This window comes from Deinococcus sp. Arct2-2, assembly GCF_004801315.1.
In the GTDB taxonomy this organism is placed as follows: domain Bacteria; phylum Deinococcota; class Deinococci; order Deinococcales; family Deinococcaceae; genus Deinococcus.
The window spans coordinates 40,498-59,593 of sequence record NZ_SSNW01000024.1 but is presented as its reverse complement, the minus strand read 5'-3'; the positions used below and the strand labels follow the sequence as shown (position 1 = coordinate 59,593).

The following is a 19,096-nucleotide window of genomic DNA, read 5'->3' as shown; positions in this document are numbered from 1 at the left end:
TTGGTGCGCGGTCTCTTCCCACTGCTCGCGGGTGGTGCTGCGGTCAGGGCCAGCCTTCGGCGCGGTCTGCTGAGGGGCGTCGGCGGTGGGAGGGATAGGTGCGGGCGTAGATTCGCTGCTGGCTTGCGGTGTGGCGGGTTCAGCCGGATTGACCCGGTTTGGATTCGGGTAATGGTTCCAGCGGTCCACCTGCGGGTTGCCTTCCAGCAGGGGCCGCTCGATGGTGGCAAACACGCGGGTGGGCAGCGCGCCGTCTACAAACAGGTGAATGTTGCCGCTCGCGCCCGTCGCGTACTTCATGGAGGCTTTCATCCAGACCAAATCGGCCAAGCGGACGTCAGTTGCAAATTCCTTGTACAGTCCCAATGCCTCCAGCGCCTTGCCGCCCGGTGTGCCGTCAATGGCGTCCCCGCCGCGCTTCTGGTGATCCAGCGCCATGTCGCGGTTGCCGGGGCCAGAGTAAAAGCTGGATTGATCGTCCCGCGTGGAAAAGTCCATTTCGTCCACTTGCCGCAGGTATTCCAGCATCTTTTGTTTGGCGGGGCTGTCGGGCAACTCGCTGATACGGGCCTGCAACTTCTGGTCAAACTCCTGCACAGCCCGCTGCTGGCGTGCCTGAATGCGTTCTTGGTGCTGCTGCGCCTTCCACTGCTCGCGGGTGGTGCTGCGGTCAGGGCCAGCCGGGGCAGGTTCAGCGGTTGTTTCAGACACGGGCGGCTTCGGCCCAGTCTGCTGCGGGGCGTCGGCGGTGGGGTGGTTGGCAGGTACAGATTCGCCGCCGCCGGGTCTAGCAGTTGGCTCCGGAGCCGTTGTGGACGCGACTTCTCTCGCGGGAAGAGGTTCAGTCGTGGGCGCAGTGCGCGGCGCGGCTGTCGTCCCGTCTCCCAGCAAATGTGGCGGCGTTTCTCCCGGCGGAGTGGGCGTGTTCTGGTGGCCCGCACTCCCCGTAGGTAGGGGCGGAACATGCGGCGCGGGCATGCCTTTGCCGCCGATGTTGCCCAGTTTGGTGCCAAAGTTGGTCAGCGTTTCGCCCGTCGCCTTTATGGCGCGGTTGTTCAGCACCACATCGTCTAGGCGGGCGTTAAAGCGGCTGAGTGTGCGGCCCGTGTTCGGAAACTCGGTCTGAAAGCGGGTGGTCAGGCCGCCCACCTTGTCGTTCAGGAAGGTCTGAATGCGCGGGCTTTGGCCTAGGCGTCCCACCGCGCTGCCGCCCACGTTCGTCACCAGATTCTTGGCGATGTTGGTGGCGCTAAACGTTGCGCCGAGGTCGTACTTGATGCCGAAGACGCCCTGATTGGCGTAGCCGCTGGCGACCTCGCCCGCCAAGCCGATGCCCGTATTGAGGGTACCTTCCATCCCCAGCGTGACGCCCGTTTGGGCCAGTCGGCCCACGCCGCGTGCGGCCAGTGCGGTGGTCACGCCTTTGGTCAGCACGGTGGCCGCCGCGCCGCCTACCCCGCCGAACGCGCCGCCAATGGCTCCCCCCAGCGCCGCCGCGCCGTAGGTCTTCCAGCCGCTGAACTTGCCGTCTACAGCGTCTTTGAGTCCTTGCCCTGCCACCGCGCTGGCCGCCCCGATCAGGATGCCGAGGCCGATCAGGGCCACCACGCCGATGCCGGTGGCCGCCAGCGCGATCATGGCCGCCGTGACCACCACGGCCACCACGATGTCGATGACCACGCTCACCACCGCTTTCCAGCGCGGCTGCACGGCTTCGGCGGCGGCGTTGGCCTTCTCGGTAATGGTCGGGTCTTCGGCCTTGTTGCCCCCGCTGCCCTGATCTTTGGCGGCCACCAGCGCGGCCCGGAAGTCCTTTACGGCCTGTCCCAGCTTGTCTTTCAGGCTGTCGCCCACTGTTTTGGTGTCGGCCCTAAAGCGTTCGGCGGTGGTCTTGAAACTGGCCCGAATGCCCGTAAGCAGGGCCGTACTCTGCTGCTGGTAGGCCTTGCCCTGTGCGCTGAATGCGGTTTGAGCCCGAGCCGCCAACTGCGTGAGGCCCGTGCTGGCGCTGGTGGCCGCCGCCGTACAAGCGGTGCGGGCCTGCGTGCCCAGCGCCGTGAGGCTGCCTGCCGCCTGCGTTCCTGTGCGGGTCAAAGTGGCCGCGCTGCCCGCCGCGCTGGTGGTCATGCCCCGGCTAGCCCCCTGCGCGGCTTGCCGAATGTGCACCAAGAATCCGGCCATGCCCCGTGCAAACGTGGCCGAATCCTGATCCAGATGCCGGGCGCTGGTGGTGCGTGCCGCCCCAATTTGGCGGGAAAGGCCCGCTTTGGCCTGCGCTGCTTGCGTGGTCAGGGCCGAGACACTGCGGCTGGCCTGCTGCCTCACCGCCGTCTGCTGCTGGCGTGCCGTCTGGCGTGCCCCAGTTCGCAAGCCGCTGCGAGTCTGCGCGATGCCCGCCACCGCCGCCCGCTTCTGCGCCGCGATGGCCGCCAGTTGCGCCGCTTTCAGGGCGTCGGCTTGCCGGATCGCCGCTTGCTGGGCCGCCTCCATCTGGGCCAACACCGCCGCCTGACCCTGCGTCAACGAAACGAGGTACTGCGCCAACAGTTGCCCGTTGCCCTGCAGCACGGCTCCCTTAGATTGGGGCAATTTGGCGGCCTGTTCCGCGCCTGCCGCCGTAAAGCTCTCGGCAAAGCTTTTGCCCACCTCGCGGGCGGCGTCGACTTTGGCTTTCCGCTTGTTCTTGGGGAAGTCTTCGCCGTTCTTGAAATCGTCCCAGCCGTCTTGCTTGGGTAGGGGTTCGGCGGCGTACTGGCTGGCGCGGCTGTTGCCTAGTGCCGTGGCCTGCCCCGCCACCGCGCTGCCTGCCGCCTTCATGCCGCTTGCTGCCGCCCCAAATTCAGCATTGGTACGGGCGTCGAGGGCCGTTTTCGCACCCGTCAACTGCGTTTTCAGGGCCGTGAGCGCTTGCTGCGCCGCTTGCTTTTGCTTCAGCGCCTCTTGCCGGATGCCCTGCACCGTGCCCCGGTGGGCCGCGTTGACCTGCGCCGTGCTGCGGGTGGCGGCGGCCTGTACCCGCGCTGTGGCCGCACTCGCCGCCGCCGCGATCTGGCTTTCTGTCGTCTTCAGCGCCGCCGCCATCCGGGCTTCTGCTGCCCGTGCTGCGCCCTGAACCTTGGCCGCGCCGCTTGCCCGCGCCTGATCAATTTGCGCCGTCTGCTTGGCCGCCGCGCTCAGGGCCGCCGTCAGCGCCTTCTGGTTGGCTTTGCGGTCTTTTTGCGCCTCTTTTTTCAGGTCGGCGGCCTTCACGGTCACGCTGGGAAGCGGTTTGCTTTGGCGCTTTTGTTTGGGTGCTTCGGAAGCGTTGGAAACAGTGGCGGGCGGCGTTCCTGCTGGGGCTGGCTGGCCCTTTGTCTGCTGCCGCGCTGCTTTCAGTTTGGCCCATTCACGCGGCTCGAAAAGAGCGGCTTTGCCCAACGTCGCGGTCGGCTGTACATTCAGTCCGCTTCCGTCTAGGGCCTGCAGACTGACCAGTTTCAGGTCGTTGGGGGTCGGAGATTTGGCAGCGTCGGCCTGAGGAGCAGTTGCCGCAGCGGCCGTCCGCTTGCCCTGCGGGGTGGATGTGGGCGCAGGCGTTTTGGCCGGGGCGGGCGCAGCCTTGGCGAGCGCGGGAGGCGCTTGAGGTGTTGCTTTCGCCGCCACCGGAGCGGGAGCGCTTGCGGGTGTGGCAGGAGAGATTGCGCTGCCCTGAGCTTTCACCGCAACGGCCCCTGCACTCGTTCCCTCCCCGCCCGCAGGCCGCTGCACGCTGACGGGGGCAGCTTTGGCGCTCACTTGCGCTGGGGGAGTCGGGGAACTGTTGGCGTGTTCGGCCACCAGCGCCGCCGGATCGTTCACTGCCCGTTCCAGCGCCGCACGCTCGCCGGGACGCATGGCCGAAATCAGGCCCACCACAGCGCGGCCCAGTTGTTGGCGGTCAGTGGCGTCGGGCAGGGCGTTCAGGGCGGCGGCGAGGTCGGTGGGCGTGGCCCGCGTGCCCAAGCTGCGGTACTGCTGGGCCAGTTGCAGCGCCAATTGTTTCAGCGTGCCCAGTTCCGCGCCCTGATCCAGCGCCCCGGACGCCGCCCGCGCCTGCCGCTGGCCTTGCAATTGCCCCGCCAAGCGCCCCACCAGCGCGGCCAGTGGCCCGGAAGTGGGCGCAGTTCTTACGCCAGCAGGAAGGGTAGAGGTTTCACCCACGCTGCCCAAGCCGGGTACGCCGCCTGTTGGTGGTGTGCTGAGGCCGCCCAATGCGTTCCCTCCCGTTTGCAACTGGGCCGCGCCGCCCACCGCGCCCGTTTGTGCGGCTGGGGCGGGTTCATCCCATTGGGGAAAGCCTGCGTTCGGCTGCTGCGGCACAAGGCGGGAGGCGTCGTTGACGGCGTTTTCCCCCTGCCCACGGCGTTTTTTCAGTTCCTCTTGCCATCCGGTGACAACTCCCCAGTCTGAAGACTGAGGCTTCTCAGGCGACGACATGCGTAACCCCGCTATCGTTAACACCTGATGGCAATGCCCTTGCCAGAATGTTCTGCGCCGCATTCACATCGGCATTGGCTGTATGACCGCACTGCACACACTGAAACTTGGATTGGCTCATGCGGTTCTCCTTCCCGGTATGCCCACACGCATGGCAACGCTGCGATGTATAGCGGGGGTCTACAGCAACAGCCCGCTTTCCGGCACTTTCAGCCTTGAGAGCGAGCAGAGAGAAAAACGACGCCCAGCCCACGTCGGCAATACTCCGGGCAAGATTGGACTTAACCATGTCGGACACCTGCAACGCTTCGTGGGCGATCAGGTCGTGGGTGTTGACCAAGCTGCGGGCCGTTTTGTGATGGAAGTCCAAGCGTTGCCGCCGAATTTTGCGGTGCGTTTTGGCCGCTGACTGCACAGCTTTTCGCCTACGGTTGCCACCCTTCTTGCGGCGAGACACCGTGCGTTGCTGGACACGCAGCTTCTTCAGACCCGCTTCGAGGTGGCGCGGGTTTTCCACAAATCCCCCGTCGCTGGTGATGGCGAACCAAGTAGTTCCTACGTCTACCCCGATTGAGCTTCCGGTGGCAGGCAACGCCACATTATGAACCTCACAGGCATAGATGGCGTACCACTGATCCACATCCAATAGGATCTGGAGGCTTTTGGGCTTGCCTTCCAGCGGGCGGTGCAGCTTGATTTTGACGTTGCCGATCTTGGGAACGGAGATACGTTTTCCATCGTTTACGGGCTTGCCGCAACTTGTCCATGTTTCTTTTTTGTTGTCCCAGCACTGCTTGTACTTGAAGCTGTTCCACCGTTGACGGGGTTTGAAGCGGGGGAACCCCGCCTTCTTCGTCCCGGCTTTAACGCGGGAAAAAAACGATTTATACGCCTTGTCCAGACGATCAAACACGTCTTGGAGGACATGGGAGTAGACCGTTCCAAACTCAGGACAGGCTTCTTTGAGTGCCGTAAGTTCGGCTTGTTGGGTGTAGGCACTCAACGTCTTGCCCTGTTTACGGTATGCTTCCCGGCGCTGCTCAAGGCCAGCGTTGTAGAGGGTGCGCGTGAGGCGCAGCGTCTCAAACATCGCCGCTTCCTGAGTCTTTGTTGGGTACAAACGGTACTTGAACGTCTTGATTGACGTGGTAGTCTTGTTCATGCTGAGCAGCCCTTAACTGCTTCGCCACGCCTCCGGTGATTCCACTCACGCGGGGGCTTTGCTCATTTAACTTACCACAGAATCGGGGGGTTCGGCTTGGCCGTTCTGCGAACGGCGTGCCGCCAGACGCACTCAGGTATACGGCATGCGCGTCACTTTTTGTCATTGCCGCACCCCTTCTTTGCTGTGGCCCAGTTTCCTGTGTCTTGCACGGCGGCCAGAGGCCCACACTTGCCACGCCACCCACCCCGCGAACAGATCTAAGCCCAGCAGCAATGCGCCCAAAGTCAGCGGCGCTCCTGTGCCCTCAAGCGCTTGCACTCCGGGTTGATCGGGCAAATAGCGCACGGCCACCCGGCGTGTCTGTTCGGATTGTCGGGCGGCCTCGGCACTGATCGGAAGGGTGCCTGTCAGTCCCAACGGCGCAGGCAACTGAAAGCGCACGCTGCGTTGCGGGATCAGGCTGCGGGGGCCGGGGGCCGATAAGAACTCCAGCACCCGCGCTTGCACCACCACGCCGCGCCCCGCTAATGCCTGCGTGCGCCGCCAGTCTTGCACCAGTGAAAAATGCAGCCAAAGCATCGTCAACAGCAGCGCCAACAGACAGGCCCCGCCCAACCAGAGGGCCAGATTAGCCTTCACGGTCAGCCTCCAGCGGGCGGCCCAGCAGGTCGGCGTACTCAAAGCTGGGCAGAGCGGGCAGCGGAATGGACAGCGGCGCGGCGGGCGGTGTGCGCTGTTTTCCCGCCAACGTTTCCCCAATCCACTGCGGCGAAACGCGGCTCAGCAGGCCCAGCAGCGCGAGCATGGCCGAATGTTGGGAAGGATCGGCGGGGGCGCTGGGAACGTTGGTCTGAACAAGGGTTGGAGCCGCTGCCAAAGCGTCTTTTGCCTGTGCCAACCTCTCTTCCAGCGCACTCAAGCGGGTCTCTGCCACCGCCAAGTTCTCGCCGCCCACTGCTGATGCAAACGCTTCAGGCGTCTGAGCGTTTACCAGGTTCCCCAGATCGCCCATTCCCAGTTCACCCACACCCAGTTCCCGCACCAGATGGGCCAGATACTCCGGGTCAGCCAGCAGCCCAGCGGCGGCGGCCTCGGCTTGTTCCGCGCTGAGCCGGTAGGGAGCCAGCGCCCCGGCGGGCAGGCGGTACACCTCACCCCACACGTCCAGCACTTCTCTCCAGTCTGCCGCCGCAGGCTGCTCAAGTTCATCCGGGCGGGCAGGCAACCGGAACACCGCGCCGCTCACGGGGTCGGTCAGCAGCAGGCCAGAAGTGGGGTCAGGGTGAATGCTCATGGGGGAGTCTCCTTCCGTCCAGACTAGTTCAGGTTGATCAAAGTGCCCTTCACGTCCACGTTGCCGCCGCCGCCGTCGATCTTCACGCCGCTCTGGGCGCTGATTTCCACGCGGCCCTTGCTGCTGATCTTGATCAGGTTGGCTTTGGAATCGATCAAGACTTCGTTGCCGCTCTTGTCCTTCAGCAGAATGCTGGGGCTGCCGTCGCTGTCGTCCAGAATGATCTCGTGGCCCAGCCGCGAACGGATGATGCGCTTGGTCACGCGCCCGCTTTTGATCACCTCTCCCTTGGCTTTGGGTGGGGCGTCGCTGCCGTTCCAGAGGCCGCCCAGCACGTAGGGAAAGTGGATGTCGCCCTGCTCGAAGCCCACCAGCACTTCGTCGTTCACTTCGGGCGTAAACATGACGCCGCGTGTGGGGCCGCCGCCTACGCTGACCACCCGCGCCCAGTCGCTTTCGTCTTTCTCGGTCAGGGCCGGAAACTTGACCTTCACGCGGCCTTGCCCCTGCGGGTCGTCGTTGTTGGTCACGATGCCGATCATGAATCCGGTTTGGTCGCCGCCTGTATTTCCGCCGCTCCCCGCCCCGGACGCTGTGCTGGAGCCGCCCAACATCGCCGCCACGCCCTCTTCCCGCCCACCCGAAATGGTGAATTCGGTCATGTAGCCCTGCTGGGTGCGGTAGCGGTGACGCACGCTGGAGGTCACGTATTCGCCCTCGAAGCGCGTGCCGACGCCCGTAATTTTGATGGTGGTTCCGGCGGTCAGGCGCGGCGTTCCCCCGCAGGTTCCGGTGGCTTCCACCAGTCCCTCGGCGCGGCGATTGCGGCTGGCCTGCGCCATCGCGTCGGCGTAGCCCTGCTGCCGAACCACTGTGCCACTCTGGGTTTCCGGGGCGGGCAGATTAAAAGCATTCTGGCTGACCTGCTCGCTGCGGGTCGGGTCTTGCACCTGCGCTTGCCCTTGCCCGCGCTCGGCCTGCGCCACCACCGCCTGCTTTTTCTGCGGATCCCAGCCGCGCACGGTGGTTCGGCTGGTCTGATCGAGGCTGCTCAGACGCGGCAAAAACGAACTCAGATTTTCGCGCCAGCGCAGCTCCAAGGTGCCTTCCCCTTTGGGCGCGTGGCAGTGCAGCGTGTCGCCCTCCACGTACAGCACGAAGCCCAGCCGCGCCGCCCGCCCCCGCAGAAACGCCAGATTGGACTGGTTGTGTTGCAGCACGTACTCGTGCACCGCCCGCGCCTCGCCCACTTCGGCTTTCAGGCCCAGTTCCGAGGCGATTTTGCGGACCAAGTCCATGTCGGTCACATTCTGAAAAGAGCGGGTTTGGGTGCCGCGTGCCAAGCGGTGCAGGCGGTCAAAGGCCCGCACGGTCAGGGTCTGGGTGTGCCCCTCGAACTGCGGCTCCACCTCCACGATTTCGCCCCGGAAAATGGCTTCCTGTTCGCCGCCGCGCTGCACGGCAGCCTTGACTTCCAGCTTGGCCCCCAGTTTCAGGCGGTCACTGTCGATCAGATCTATGCTGGCGTCCCGGAAGGTCACGGTGGCGCTGTCGGGCAGGGTCAGGCTGCTGTCTACCACCACTTCCTGAAGGGCCTGCATCAGTTCAGCGGGCGGCGTTTGGCCGTCCAGCGTCAGGTACAGCTGTGCCACCGCGCCGCGCACGTTGCTGGCAGATGGCGTGCCCGAAGTCGGGGAACTGGCGGTCATTGGTTTTTCCGGTTCCCCCGCAAATCGGCGGCCCCCCGACTGGCCTGCGCCGCGCTGCGGTACTGCTCGCTGATGTGGTAGGTGCTGGCGCTGCCGCCGGGCTTGAGTTTGCCGTTGTCGGCCTGCTTGAGCTGTAATTTCACCACGGCCCGCACCGGCATTCCGTTGGGCATGAACAGCGTAAATTGCTGCTCCATGCTCTCGATCACGGCCTCGAACAGCCACGTTTTGCCCCACACGAACAGGATGGTGGGCGGGCGGCCTTTCTTGGTCTTGGGGTCGCGCAAACTTTCATCGATATAGGTCAGGTTCCAGATTTTATCGGTGTGGGTGCGGACGTCTTCTACCACCGTTTCGGAGAGGCGGTCATAGTAGGTGTCAAAAAACAGTTCCAGCGCCATATTGCTGGTGTTGCCGCCGCCGAAGGTCAGGTCTGCGCCGTCTTTGGTGCTGTTGTCGGCCTGTCCCCAGTTCACGTTTTTGGTGATGGTGTATTCCTTGGGATTGAACATGCAGGGAATCACCAGTCGGCTGGGTTCGAGGCGAATAATTTGCGCTTTGGCGAGTTGTCCGTCGGACATGGGGAAACCTCCTGAGGAGAGTGGAGCGTAGGAAAGGCGCGGTGGCCGAGGAATCTTCGTCAAAACTGATGTCTTCCGACAGCCCACTCGCCCTGTTCACCGGCAATCCTGCGGTTTGGGCGTGTTGGGCCGCCAGCCGCACCAGCGCTCGCTGACCCGGCGCTCGCTGTAGGGGCCAGCAAACGACTTGGAATCGGGGCTGAAGCGAACCACGAAGGAAATATTATTGGCGTCCGCCTCTCCCTCTGGCACGGTCACGCGGGCATTGACGGTGTAGCTGCCGGGGCTGCCGAACACCGAACCCGTGATGGTGCCGCGCACGCCGTCGCGCCGCTCGCCAAAATTGAAGGTTCCGGTGACGCGGGTGCGGTTGATTTTCAGGGACATGCTGCCGAAGCTGTGTTGCCAGAGGCCGTCGAGTTCGTGTGGGGCGGCGGGAACGGGGGTGGGGGTCACACGGACCGGAGCCGTGGGGCGCGTGGTTGGAACAGGCCGGGGCGTGGGTGTCGGGGTTGGTGTGGGGGTGGGCGTCGGAGTTGGCGTCGGCGTTGGTGTAGGGGGTGGAACCGGGAGAGGCCGGGGCGGTGTCACGGCCACCACACGCGGGGCGGTGTAATCCACGTTCACGGTGGCCTTCAGCGGGCGCTCGCCTTCGCCCACCAACAGCGTATAGGCGCTGTCGGCGGCCACACGCAGTACCACGCGGCCCGATGCAGGAAAGCGGCGGCCTGCCAGTGGCCCGATCAGCGGCTGAATCCTCACCGTGTTCACGCCCTGTACCTGCCAGATCAGCGTGACCTGCTGCGGCCCCGTGATCTTGGCCTTATCTACCCGGAACCCCACGATTCTGGCGGGCGCAGGGGGCACGGTAAAGCCGATGCTGGGGCGCGGCAGGGGCGGCGCGGCGCGGGCGGTGGGACGTGTGGGGGGCGTGGTGGTTGGGGGAGCAACCGGAGGAGGTGTGACCGCAGCAGGGGGCGTCGGAGGAACAACGACGGCGGGCGTCACAGGCTTGGGGTCAGGAACTGGATCAGGAATGGGCGGCGGCTCTACCACAGGCGGCGGCGTAATCACAATCGGCGTCGGCTCCAGCACATTCACGCCCGCCGACACGGTGTCTTGTTGGCCCGAAGCGTTGGTGGCGATCAGGGTAAACACGCCCGACTGCCCCGGCGCAGAGATAGGAAGAGAGCCGCTGGTGGGCAACGACTGCGTGCCCGAAGCAGTGGTCAGTTGCACAGTTTGGGCGTCGCTGGTACTCCACGTCACGGTCACAGTGCCGCCCACATCCACCGTGTCCGGCGACACCGAAAAGCCCGTGATCTTGGGCGGGCGGGCGCTGATGGTCAGGGCGGCGGTGGCCTGCACGTCCTCTAGGCCGTTGCTGGCTTTCAGCACGTAGCTGGTGTTCTGGGTGGGCGACACCGGCACGCTGCCCTGCGGCGGCACCGGGCCAATCGGGTCAATCGTGACGCTGGTGGCGTTCAGCACGTTCCAGCGCAGGGTGGCGGTCTGTCCGGCGGTCAGTGTTTGGGCCGACAGATCGAACTGGGCCACGCTGGGCGGCAACACGGTCACGTCGGTACTGCGCGACACCGGGCCGCCGCCCGAATCGGCTTGCAGGCGCACGGTCACGTCTTTGGTGAGGGTAAAACTTTGCTTGCCCTTGGCGGCCACCGTCCCGAACGGTTCAAGCTGCACGCGCTCCACGTTGGTCACGTCCCACGCCACCGTAATGGGCTTGCCGATTTTGCCGCTGGCCGGACTGACCGTAAACACCCGGATTTCGGCGGCCCGCAGTTTGGGGGCAACCGTGAGGTCGCGCCGGGATTCGCGCAGCCAGCCGCGTGCCACCAGCGTATAGGTATTGGCCTGCGTGAGTCCGGGCAGGCTCAGTTCGCCCGCGCCTTTCAGCGCGGCGTTTTTGCCCGCTTCCTGTGGCAGCAGGCGCACGCTGCGTGCCCCGGTGGTGTCCCAGTTCAGCACGAAGGGTTGCCCGGTCAGGGGGGCGGCTCCTTTCAGGGCAAAGGCCGTGATTTCGGGCGGGCGCGTGACCCACCAGCCCAGCAAGCCCAGCAGCACCAGCAGCACGGGCAGCATCCACAGCGGAATCAGCGGATTGTGTTGCAGGCGGGCCAGCGCGGGCACGGGGGGATGGCGGTCAGCCGTCACCATCACTTTCAGGGTGCGGTGCGTGGTCGTGCCGATCCAGCGAATGGGCAGGCGTACCTTCATCTGTTGGCCGATGCCCTGACCGGGGTCGGCGGGCACATTGCCCACGAAGTTGTCCACCCGGATTTTGCCGATGCCCTCGCGCAGCCGCATCCAGATGCCCGACAGCACCGCCCGCAGGTTCACGATGTTGCTCAGGTTGCCGCTGGTGGGCATGGCAAACACTTCTTGCCAGCGCGGCAGCAGCCTCACGGCGTCCTCGTCGTCGGAAATGGTGGGCGAGTACAGCAGGGGCGCGTTGCCGCCGTTGGTCACGCTCAGGTCGTAGCGGGTGCGGAACCACGCCCGCCGCAGCCCCGGCGTTATGGTCGCCTCCGTCTCAAAGTACGGCAGCACCGTCCAGCGCATCTCGGCGCGGCCCATCTCCTGTGGGTTCTCACGCGAGCGGGCCACCACCGTCGCCGTGTACTCTCCGGCCAGCGCGTCGGGCACGCGAGGCACCACGATCTGCAAGGTGGCTGGCCCCTGCGTGCCGGGGTTCAGCTGCACCTCAAAATGGGCGTTCTGAATCCAGTGATCCGGCACGCCTTCTACACTCAGCCGGAAGTGATCCACCGTGCGCCCGGTATTCGCCAGCACCAGCGGCAGGGCGGTGGGCACGCCGGGGGTCAGGGTCAGTTCCAGCACCGCCGGATTCACTACGATGCGCGGCTGAGGAGCCACCGTGTACGGCGCGTGCAGGTACAGCCAGTACGGGCGCACATACAGCAGTTCCCCATACGGCCACGTCGCTGGGGTCATGGCCGGAAGCGGCAGGGTGTCCAGCACGCTGGGATTGGTGGCGTTCAGGTCGGTGGCGAGTACCTGTCCGGGCCGGAACTCTAAGCTCAGGTGATGGCGAGAAATGCCCGCGTGATCCAGCACCACGTCGTTGCCGGGGCCGCGCCCGATGGTGGCGGTGGGGTTGGGCAAGACCTCGTGGCGCAGCAGTTGGCGGTCTTCGCCGTAAATGAGCAGGCGGGGATGAGGAGAGCGGTCAGTGGGCGGCTCTACCTGCGGTTTGGGGGGCACCTGTGCCAGCGGCGGCAGCACCACCGTGGGTTCCGGCCCCCTGGGCAGCATCCGGTTGATGATGGCCTGCAAAGACTGTTCCAGCGCCGCCGCCGATGCAGGCCGGTCTTCGGGCCGCTTGGCGAGGCAGGTCAGGATCAGTTCTTCCACCTCTTCGGGCAGGCCGGGACGCAGGCGGCTGGGCTGCACGGCGGCGCTGTACTGGTGGCGCTCGAAGGCTTCGGCGGCGGTGCGGGTCTCGAAGGGCACCATGCCCGTGACCAGTTCGTACAGCATGACGCCCAGCGCGTACAGGTCGCTGCGGGGGTCGCCCTGCACGCCCCGGCACTGCTCCGGACTGAGGTAAGTCAGGCTGCTGCCCAACTGTTCGTGGCTGCCGTAACTGGCCGATCTGAGGTCTGCCAGTCCAAAATCGCTGAGCTGCACGGTGTAACCGCCGCGTCCCAAGAGGGCCTTGCCGGGTTGCAGCAGCAGGTTTTCGGGCTTGAGGTTGCCGTGCATCAGGCCCATCCCGTGCGCGTAGGCCAGCCCGGAGGCCGCCTGCCGCACGATGTCCAGCGACACGGGCAGGTCGGTGGGTTCCTGTGCGCGGCTCTGAAATTGCAGCAGTTGGCGCAAGGAGCCGCGTTCGGCCAGCACCATCCGGTAAAACACCCGGTGGTCGCGCTCGCTGGGCGGCTCGGCGGGCAGGATGTGGGGGTGGTTCAGCGACATGACCTTGGTCAGCAGGCCTTCCAACTGAACCAACAGGTGCGCCTGAGCTTTATTCGCGTCGGCCAACACGCGCACGGCGTAGGTTTTGCCGTCATCGAGGTCGGTGGCGGCATGCACCTCGCCCAGCCAGCCCGCCCCCAGCGAGCGCAGCAGTTGGTACTGCGCCATGATGCGTGAGGTCGTCATTGGCTGGCCCCCACTGCGGGCATGAGGGTCACGAATTCCAGTTGATATTGCACGTGCGCGGGCGCGTGCTGGCTCACGATGTCGGCCACCAGTTCGCGCCGCTGCATCTGTTCGGCGGGCGTTTCGTGCGGGTCTTCGGGTACCACGACCTTGATGTGATGGGGGCGATTCCCGTCTTCTTCCAGCGCGGGCGTGACGCCGCAGGCGATTTCCAGCGCCCGCGTGAGGCCGTAGCGCGTGCCCCGCCAGCGGTACAGGGTCATGGATTCGCGCACCCACTCGCGCCGCCGCTGTTCGGGCCAGCGGTCATCTAAGCTCAGGCCCAGCCAGCCGCTCAGCCAATTCAGGAATTCGGGCGGACTGGTGCGCGGATCAAAGTACAGCGCCAGATGGTCTTGGCGGTGTTGCAGCGGCTCCCAGAGGTTCTCGAAGATGCGCAGGTAGCGCCCCGCGAAATCGGATTCCTCGAACAGGGCGGGCAGGTAGCCCAGATAACTGCTGGCCCCCGCAGACAGCAGTTGCGGACGCTGCGGCACCCGCGCAGGCCGCAGCGGATGCAGCCGCAACTCCTCGCGGGCAGGGGTGCTGGCCGTGGCCGCAACCGTCAGCGGAGCGGGCGCGGCGTCGGCGCTGTAGGTCAGGGAAAAAGGGCCGATCTGAATTTCGTCTCCAGCCTCGATCAGGGTGGGGGCGTGGGCTTGCAGGCGGCGGCCATTCAGGAAGGTGGAGTTGTTGCCCAAATCGGTCAGCACGAGTTGCCCGCTGTCGTCGCGGGCCAGTTCCGCGTGCCGAATAGCCACACCCGCGTCGGGCAGGGGCAGGCCGTTGTCGGGGGTGCGTCCCAGCGACAGCAGGCGCATTTCCAGCGCCACGGCCCGCAAGGTTTCGCCGCCGCGCCGCACGCTCAGTTGCCCGCCGTTCGGTGCAGGTGCCGCTTGCTCCGGCCCGGTCATCCCTCCACCTCCACCCGGTGAATATCGGACACGATCACGGCTTGCGGCGGCAGGTTCAGGCTGCCCGCGACGGCCTCATGCTGCTGCGGTTGGCCGGGTTCGGTCAGCACCACCTGAATGTCTTCCACCACTTCCGCGCCGCGCAGGCCCCGTAGTAAGCCGTACAGCTCGGGCATCCCCAGCGTGCGGCCAAAGGGCCACCCCGTACCTTCCGGGCCGCCCATGTAGGGATTCAGGTAGGCGTACAGGGCGGCTTCGGCGGCGCGGCGTAAGCTCTCGCGCTCGCCCCGGCTGGCCCCACTGTTGGCCCGCAAGGTCGCGGTCACGCTGAGCCACACGTACTGCGGCTGCCTCAGCTCCAAAATGGTGCCAATCGGGCGGCGGTCATCCAGCAGCGCTTGCACCTGCGTCCTCAGTTCCGCCGACAGGGTCAGCGATTCCGGCGCAATCTTGCCTGCCGGGTCAGAGGCGGGCGGCAGCGCGGGCAGCACCACCAGCGTGACCCGTCCGGCAGGCACCTGCACGGCCCGCAGGTTGCCCGGATAGCTGGCGGCACTCGCTACCGTGTTGGCGGTCAGGCAGCGGGCGCGGGCCACGCCGTCCATCTGCTCGGCCAAAAATTCGTAATCGTCGCGGGTCACGGCGCGGGTACGGGTTCGCAGAATGCGCGGCACCCGCTGAATGGCGTCTTCTAGGGACTGCGCGTTGCGGCCCCCGGTGGCGGGCTTGTGGTTCACCACCCGCGCCACATACGGAATGCTGGATTTCAGCACGCTCAGAGTGCGTTCGGGCACGTTGCCCAGCACGCCGCCGCTGTAGCTGTAGCGCCGCATCCGCAGCCCCGTTCCGGCGGGCGGCACGGCCCCGAAGCGGTACACGCTGCCGTCGGGTTGCAGCAGGGTGGGGCCAAAAGTCACGGTGCCGTCCTGCAAATCCAGCCGGAAATGGCGGTCATCGGCCCCCGAATCACTGAAATCGGTCACGGGCGTCCAGGCGGTCGTCTCGCCCTGCCGATCCGAACCGGGCCGTTCAAAAACTTCCAGCACGTCCTGATCCGCTTCGGGCGACAACACCGGGCCGTACATCAGCTTGAAGGTCTGCCCCGCGTTGCCGTCGCTCTCGCCCAGCAGTTCGCCGTAGACGACGGTGGCGTGGCGGGCAGCCACCGTCGCGCCCCGCGACTCGGCCCGGATCGCCTCTACGTCTGGGCTGACCTTGTAGCCCGAATAGTTTTGTTCGCTGGTCAGGCGGCAGCGCAGCCAGTAGCCCACCTGCCCGAAAAACTCGCCTTCCTGAAGCGTGGGCAGGCGCAAAATCAGTTCTCCCGGCACGTTGAAGGCCGCCGTGCCGTCGTATTCCACTTCGCAGGGCACCCAACGCTGCGCCCCGCCTTGCCACGCCTCCCAGACAAAGGGCGGCTCCTGCGGGTTCACCCCGGCCCCGCCTGCCACTTCCACCGTCAGCACCAGCGCCAGCACATGGTGGCTCAGGTCTGCGCCAAACGCCAACAGGAAAGCGTCTCCGGGCACAGGCTGCGGGCTGAACACGGGGAATTTTTGGCCCGGCAGGCTCAGGCGGCCCAGATCGTGCCGCACGAACTGGTTGTCTGCCGACACGGTGTTGGCGCCGTACACGTGCAGCAGTTCGGGCGGGCGCACCGTCAGCGGTTGCTCGGTGCTGAAGACGGTGGCCTCCGAAACCTCGGTGCGGATGGTGGCGACTTCGGTGCCTGCGGCGATCATCAGCGGCGTGTCTTGCGGCGCACTCAGGTAAAAGGTCACGGGCGCGGTGGCCGCACGCGGCGGGTCAAGTTGCAGCCCGATCATCTCCAGAAACGTGATGAACATTTTTTGCGGCACCTGATTCACGCGGGCCAGCATCAGGTCGGTCATCCACGCGAAGACTTCCAGCAGGGCAATGCCGGGGTCAGAGGCGTTGTGATCCGTCCATTCGGGGCAGTACACCGGAATCAGGCGCTTGGCCTCGTCCAGCAGGTCGTCAAAGCGGCGGTCATCCAGATTCACGGTGGGCAGGGGCACTTACGAACCTCCGCGTCTGGTGGGGGCCAGACGGCGAGAACAGAGCAGGTGGGACAGCGGGAAAGACGGGACAAGGCGTGTTGTTCTTGGCAGGGGGTCAGTGGTGAGTGGGAAAAGCGTGGGGGTGACAGAAGAGCTGAGTTTAGCTTGGCTAGACGGTAAGAACACAGAGGGTAGCGACACAGAGCAACGCGCTCTGGCATGAGGAAACGGAGTGGGGGAGAGAAGTGTCATTCTACCCTTCCCCGCCTTCCGGCAGGCGGTAGTAGGGGAACACCAACGAAGCAGGCTGGTGGTGCCCGCGCAGGCGGTATTCGATGTGAACCAAAATGCGCGAGGCGTCGGCGGGATCGGTGGTGGCGTCTACCCGCACGAGTTCGATGCGCGGTTCCCAGACCCGCAGGGCCTCGTCCACGTAATAGGCCGCCAAGCCCAGCGTGGTCGCGTCGTTGGGCGCGAAAATTAGGTCGTGGATGCGGCAGCCGTATTCCGGGCGCATCACGCGCTGGCCTTTGGGAGTCATCAGCAGCATCAGGATGCTCTGGGTAATGGCCTGCTCGCCGCGCACCATCGCCACCCGCCCACGCGGATTGATGACCACCGGAAAGGCCCAGCCCGCGCCCAGAATGTCGTCGGGAGTGCGGGTCATGCCCGGCCCCGCAGATTCAGTTCGGAGGGTTGAGGCTCACCCGTGTTGGCTGCGCCCGTCCCGCCCAGATTCAGGCGGCCCGTCTTGCGGAATTCCAGTTGCAGGGCCTCGCGTATCAGGGGCATCCCCAGCGCTTCTCCCCGCGAGACCGCCAGATACAGCGCGTTCACGGCCACATTGCGGATGCTGCCCCCAGCCAGTGCCACCTGCGCCAGCTCGCCAAAATCCAGTTCCCCCACGTCCACGCCCGCCGGGAACACTTGCCGCCACAGCCGCTCGCGCTCGCGGGCCTGCGGGGCACGGAAGGGCAGCACGAACTGCAGCCGCCGCATGAAGGCGATGTCCATGCTGCTTTCCAAGTTCGTGGTCAGAATGGCGACGCCACTAAACGCCTCTAGGCGCTGAAGCAGATAATTGACCTGAATGTTGGCGTAGCGGTCATGCGCATCCTTGACCTCGCTGCGCTTGCCGAACAGGGCGTCGGCCTCGTCGAACAGCAGCACCGCGCCGCCGTCGTCTGCGGCATCGAAGACCAGCTTCAGGTTTTTCTCGGTTTCCCCGATGTACTTGCTGACCATGCCCGATAAATCTATGCGGTACAAATCGAGATTCAGGGCGTTGGCGATCACTTCTGCCGACAGGGTTTTGCCCGTACCGCTGGGGCCACTGAACAGCGCGGCCACCGCCCGTCCCCGCCCGCCCGTAGGTGCGCCGAGCAGGTCGTTCACGGCGGCGCGGTGCTGCACATGCGCCACGATTTGGCGCAGCACGCTCAGGTCAGAGTCGGCCAAAATCACATCGTCCCACGTGGCCCCGGTGGACACCCGGTGCGCCAGCCCACCAATCCGCCGCCGCCCCGCCACCCGGCACGCCGTCCATGCCCGCTCCAACCGCGCGTCGTAGCCTGCGTTGCCCGGCAAATCGGCCCGCACTTCCCGCGCCAGTGCGCCGATGCGGGCGGCGTCCAGATGAAACTGGTCGGTGAGGCGTTGCAGGGCGGCCAGTTGGGGATCGGGCAGGCCCAGCGCGGCGGCCCACAGCGCCCGCTGCTCCTGCACGTCCGGCTTGTGCACCTCTACGGGCAGCACAGCGCGGGCCACTTGCAAGGGCAAAGCGTCCTCGCAGACCACCACCACCGGGCCAGCGGCGGCGTCCATCGCGGCGGCCACGAGGTTGCCCATCGCGCCTTCCTCGGTGTCTCCAGTGGCGTCCAGCAGCACGGCCACGCCCTTCAGGCGCGAGTCGCGGGCCAGCGCACGCAAGCGGGAGGCGCGTTCGTCGGGCTGGCCCTCTTTTACAGGAGGATTCAAACCTGCCAGATTCACCACCAACACGCCCGCCTTCATGCCGCCCAAGGCCCGCCGCGCCACTTCCTGCCGGGCGCTGGCGTCGGGGCCGTACAGCAACCCCGCCCGCCCCAGCGGATCGCCGTCCAAAAAGCCTTGCAACTGGCCCACCAGTCCTTCTTGGCTGTCACTCAGGGCCACTTGCCCCACCAGCGAGGCCGGGATCAGGTGCGCTACGCCGTCCAGCGCCGGGTCGGGGGCGTCGTGGCCCTGCAAAAAGGCCAGCACGCCCGCCGGAATGCTCAGCCCGCGCAGACTTTGATCAAACGTCAGGCCCGCCCGCGTGTCCAGCAGGCCCCAGCGCAGCAGCGGCGACTGCGGCAAAAACGCCTGCGGTGACGCCCCTTCCAGCCCGCCCAACCACAACAGCGCCAGATGCGGCGTGAGTGTGCCCATGCCCAACTCATCCCCAAACCCCCGTGTCTCTTTCAAACCCAGTGCCGCCGCCGCCACCCGCCGAAAACGCAGCGGAAACAGTTCGCAGGCCACGCACAGGGCCAGCACCGCGCTCTCAAATTCGCTCAGATCGAAGGCGTGGGCCAAGCGGTGCAGCCGGTTCTCCCTGCCCACTTGCGCGTGCAGCACGGCGCTGGCATCCCCGGAATCGTCGCCCTCGAAAATCCGCAGGAACAAGTCCACCTCGTCGGCCAGCAGTTGATGCGGCGGCACCAGCAAGGAAGGATTCGCGGCGGCAGGCAGGGCACTCGCTTTCGGATCTGTTCGGGGTTTGGGGGTTCGGGAGGGCATGGGAAGTCTCGACTT

General features: G+C 65.8%; 10 protein-coding genes and 1 pseudogene. All 11 read right to left on the bottom strand.

What is annotated here, in order from left to right:
• Positions 1-4,455, bottom strand: a pseudogene (locus tag E7T06_RS11640) (hypothetical protein); the annotation flags it as partial.
• A complete protein-coding gene (locus tag E7T06_RS11635) occupies positions 4,442-5,617 on the bottom strand; it encodes an RNA-guided endonuclease TnpB family protein (protein ID WP_136365956.1) in 1,176 nt (391 codons plus the stop codon). The gene E7T06_RS11635 and the pseudogene E7T06_RS11640, both read right to left, overlap by 14 nt.
• 162 nt (positions 5,618-5,779) lie before the next feature.
• A complete protein-coding gene (locus E7T06_RS11630) occupies positions 5,780-6,259 on the bottom strand; it encodes a DUF3592 domain-containing protein (RefSeq protein ID WP_136365955.1) in 480 nt (159 codons plus the stop codon).
• Positions 6,249-6,914, bottom strand: a complete 666-nt coding sequence (locus E7T06_RS11625) for a hypothetical protein (RefSeq protein WP_136365954.1) — start codon at positions 6,912-6,914, stop codon at positions 6,249-6,251. The genes E7T06_RS11630 and E7T06_RS11625 overlap by 11 nt, the downstream gene beginning before the upstream one ends.
• A gap of 23 nt (positions 6,915-6,937) precedes the next feature.
• Positions 6,938-8,623: a VgrG-related protein gene (locus E7T06_RS11620; protein WP_136365953.1), complete on the bottom strand. Its 1,686-nt coding sequence runs from the start codon at positions 8,621-8,623 to the stop codon at positions 6,938-6,940.
• Entirely contained in the window at positions 8,620-9,204 is a 585-nt protein-coding gene (locus E7T06_RS11615) for a hypothetical protein (RefSeq protein ID WP_136365952.1), read from the bottom strand. The genes E7T06_RS11620 and E7T06_RS11615 overlap by 4 nt, the downstream gene beginning before the upstream one ends.
• Positions 9,205-9,300: 96 nt before the next feature.
• Positions 9,301-13,347, bottom strand: coding sequence for an FHA domain-containing serine/threonine-protein kinase (locus tag E7T06_RS11610; protein ID WP_136365951.1), 4,047 nt, complete (start codon positions 13,345-13,347; stop codon positions 9,301-9,303).
• Complete coding sequence (locus E7T06_RS11605; protein ID WP_136365950.1) at positions 13,344-14,300, bottom strand: phage tail protein; 957 nt, start codon at positions 14,298-14,300, stop codon at positions 13,344-13,346. The genes E7T06_RS11610 and E7T06_RS11605 overlap by 4 nt, the downstream gene beginning before the upstream one ends.
• On the bottom strand, positions 14,297-16,339 hold the full coding sequence (locus tag E7T06_RS11600) for a putative baseplate assembly protein (protein ID WP_136365949.1): 2,043 nt from the start codon (positions 16,337-16,339) through the stop codon (positions 14,297-14,299). Before E7T06_RS11600 ends, E7T06_RS11605 begins: the two co-directional genes overlap by 4 nt.
• A gap of 235 nt (positions 16,340-16,574) precedes the next feature.
• Complete coding sequence (locus E7T06_RS11595) at positions 16,575-16,988, bottom strand: GPW/gp25 family protein (RefSeq protein ID WP_136365948.1); 414 nt, start codon at positions 16,986-16,988, stop codon at positions 16,575-16,577.
• Positions 16,985-19,081 (bottom strand): ATP-binding protein, encoded by a 2,097-nt coding sequence (locus tag E7T06_RS11590; protein ID WP_240741012.1) that lies wholly within the window; start codon positions 19,079-19,081, stop codon positions 16,985-16,987. The genes E7T06_RS11595 and E7T06_RS11590 overlap by 4 nt, the downstream gene beginning before the upstream one ends.
• Between the last annotated feature and the right edge of the window lie 15 nt (positions 19,082-19,096).

Coding starts and splice junctions, on each gene's coding strand:
- E7T06_RS11635 (WP_136365956.1), bottom strand. CDS start 5,617: ATGAACAAGACTACCACGTCAATCAAGACGTTCAAGTACCGTTTGTAC.
- E7T06_RS11625 (WP_136365954.1), bottom strand. CDS start 6,914: ATGAGCATTCACCCTGACCCCACTTCTGGCCTGCTGCTGACCGACCCC.
- E7T06_RS11620 (WP_136365953.1), bottom strand. CDS start 8,623: ATGACCGCCAGTTCCCCGACTTCGGGCACGCCATCTGCCAGCAACGTG.
- E7T06_RS11615 (WP_136365952.1), bottom strand. CDS start 9,204: ATGTCCGACGGACAACTCGCCAAAGCGCAAATTATTCGCCTCGAACCC.
- E7T06_RS11610 (WP_136365951.1), bottom strand. CDS start 13,347: ATGACGACCTCACGCATCATGGCGCAGTACCAACTGCTGCGCTCGCTG.
- E7T06_RS11605 (WP_136365950.1), bottom strand. CDS start 14,300: ATGACCGGGCCGGAGCAAGCGGCACCTGCACCGAACGGCGGGCAACTG.
- E7T06_RS11595 (WP_136365948.1), bottom strand. CDS start 16,988: ATGACCCGCACTCCCGACGACATTCTGGGCGCGGGCTGGGCCTTTCCG.
- E7T06_RS11590 (WP_240741012.1), bottom strand. CDS start 19,081: ATGCCCTCCCGAACCCCCAAACCCCGAACAGATCCGAAAGCGAGTGCC.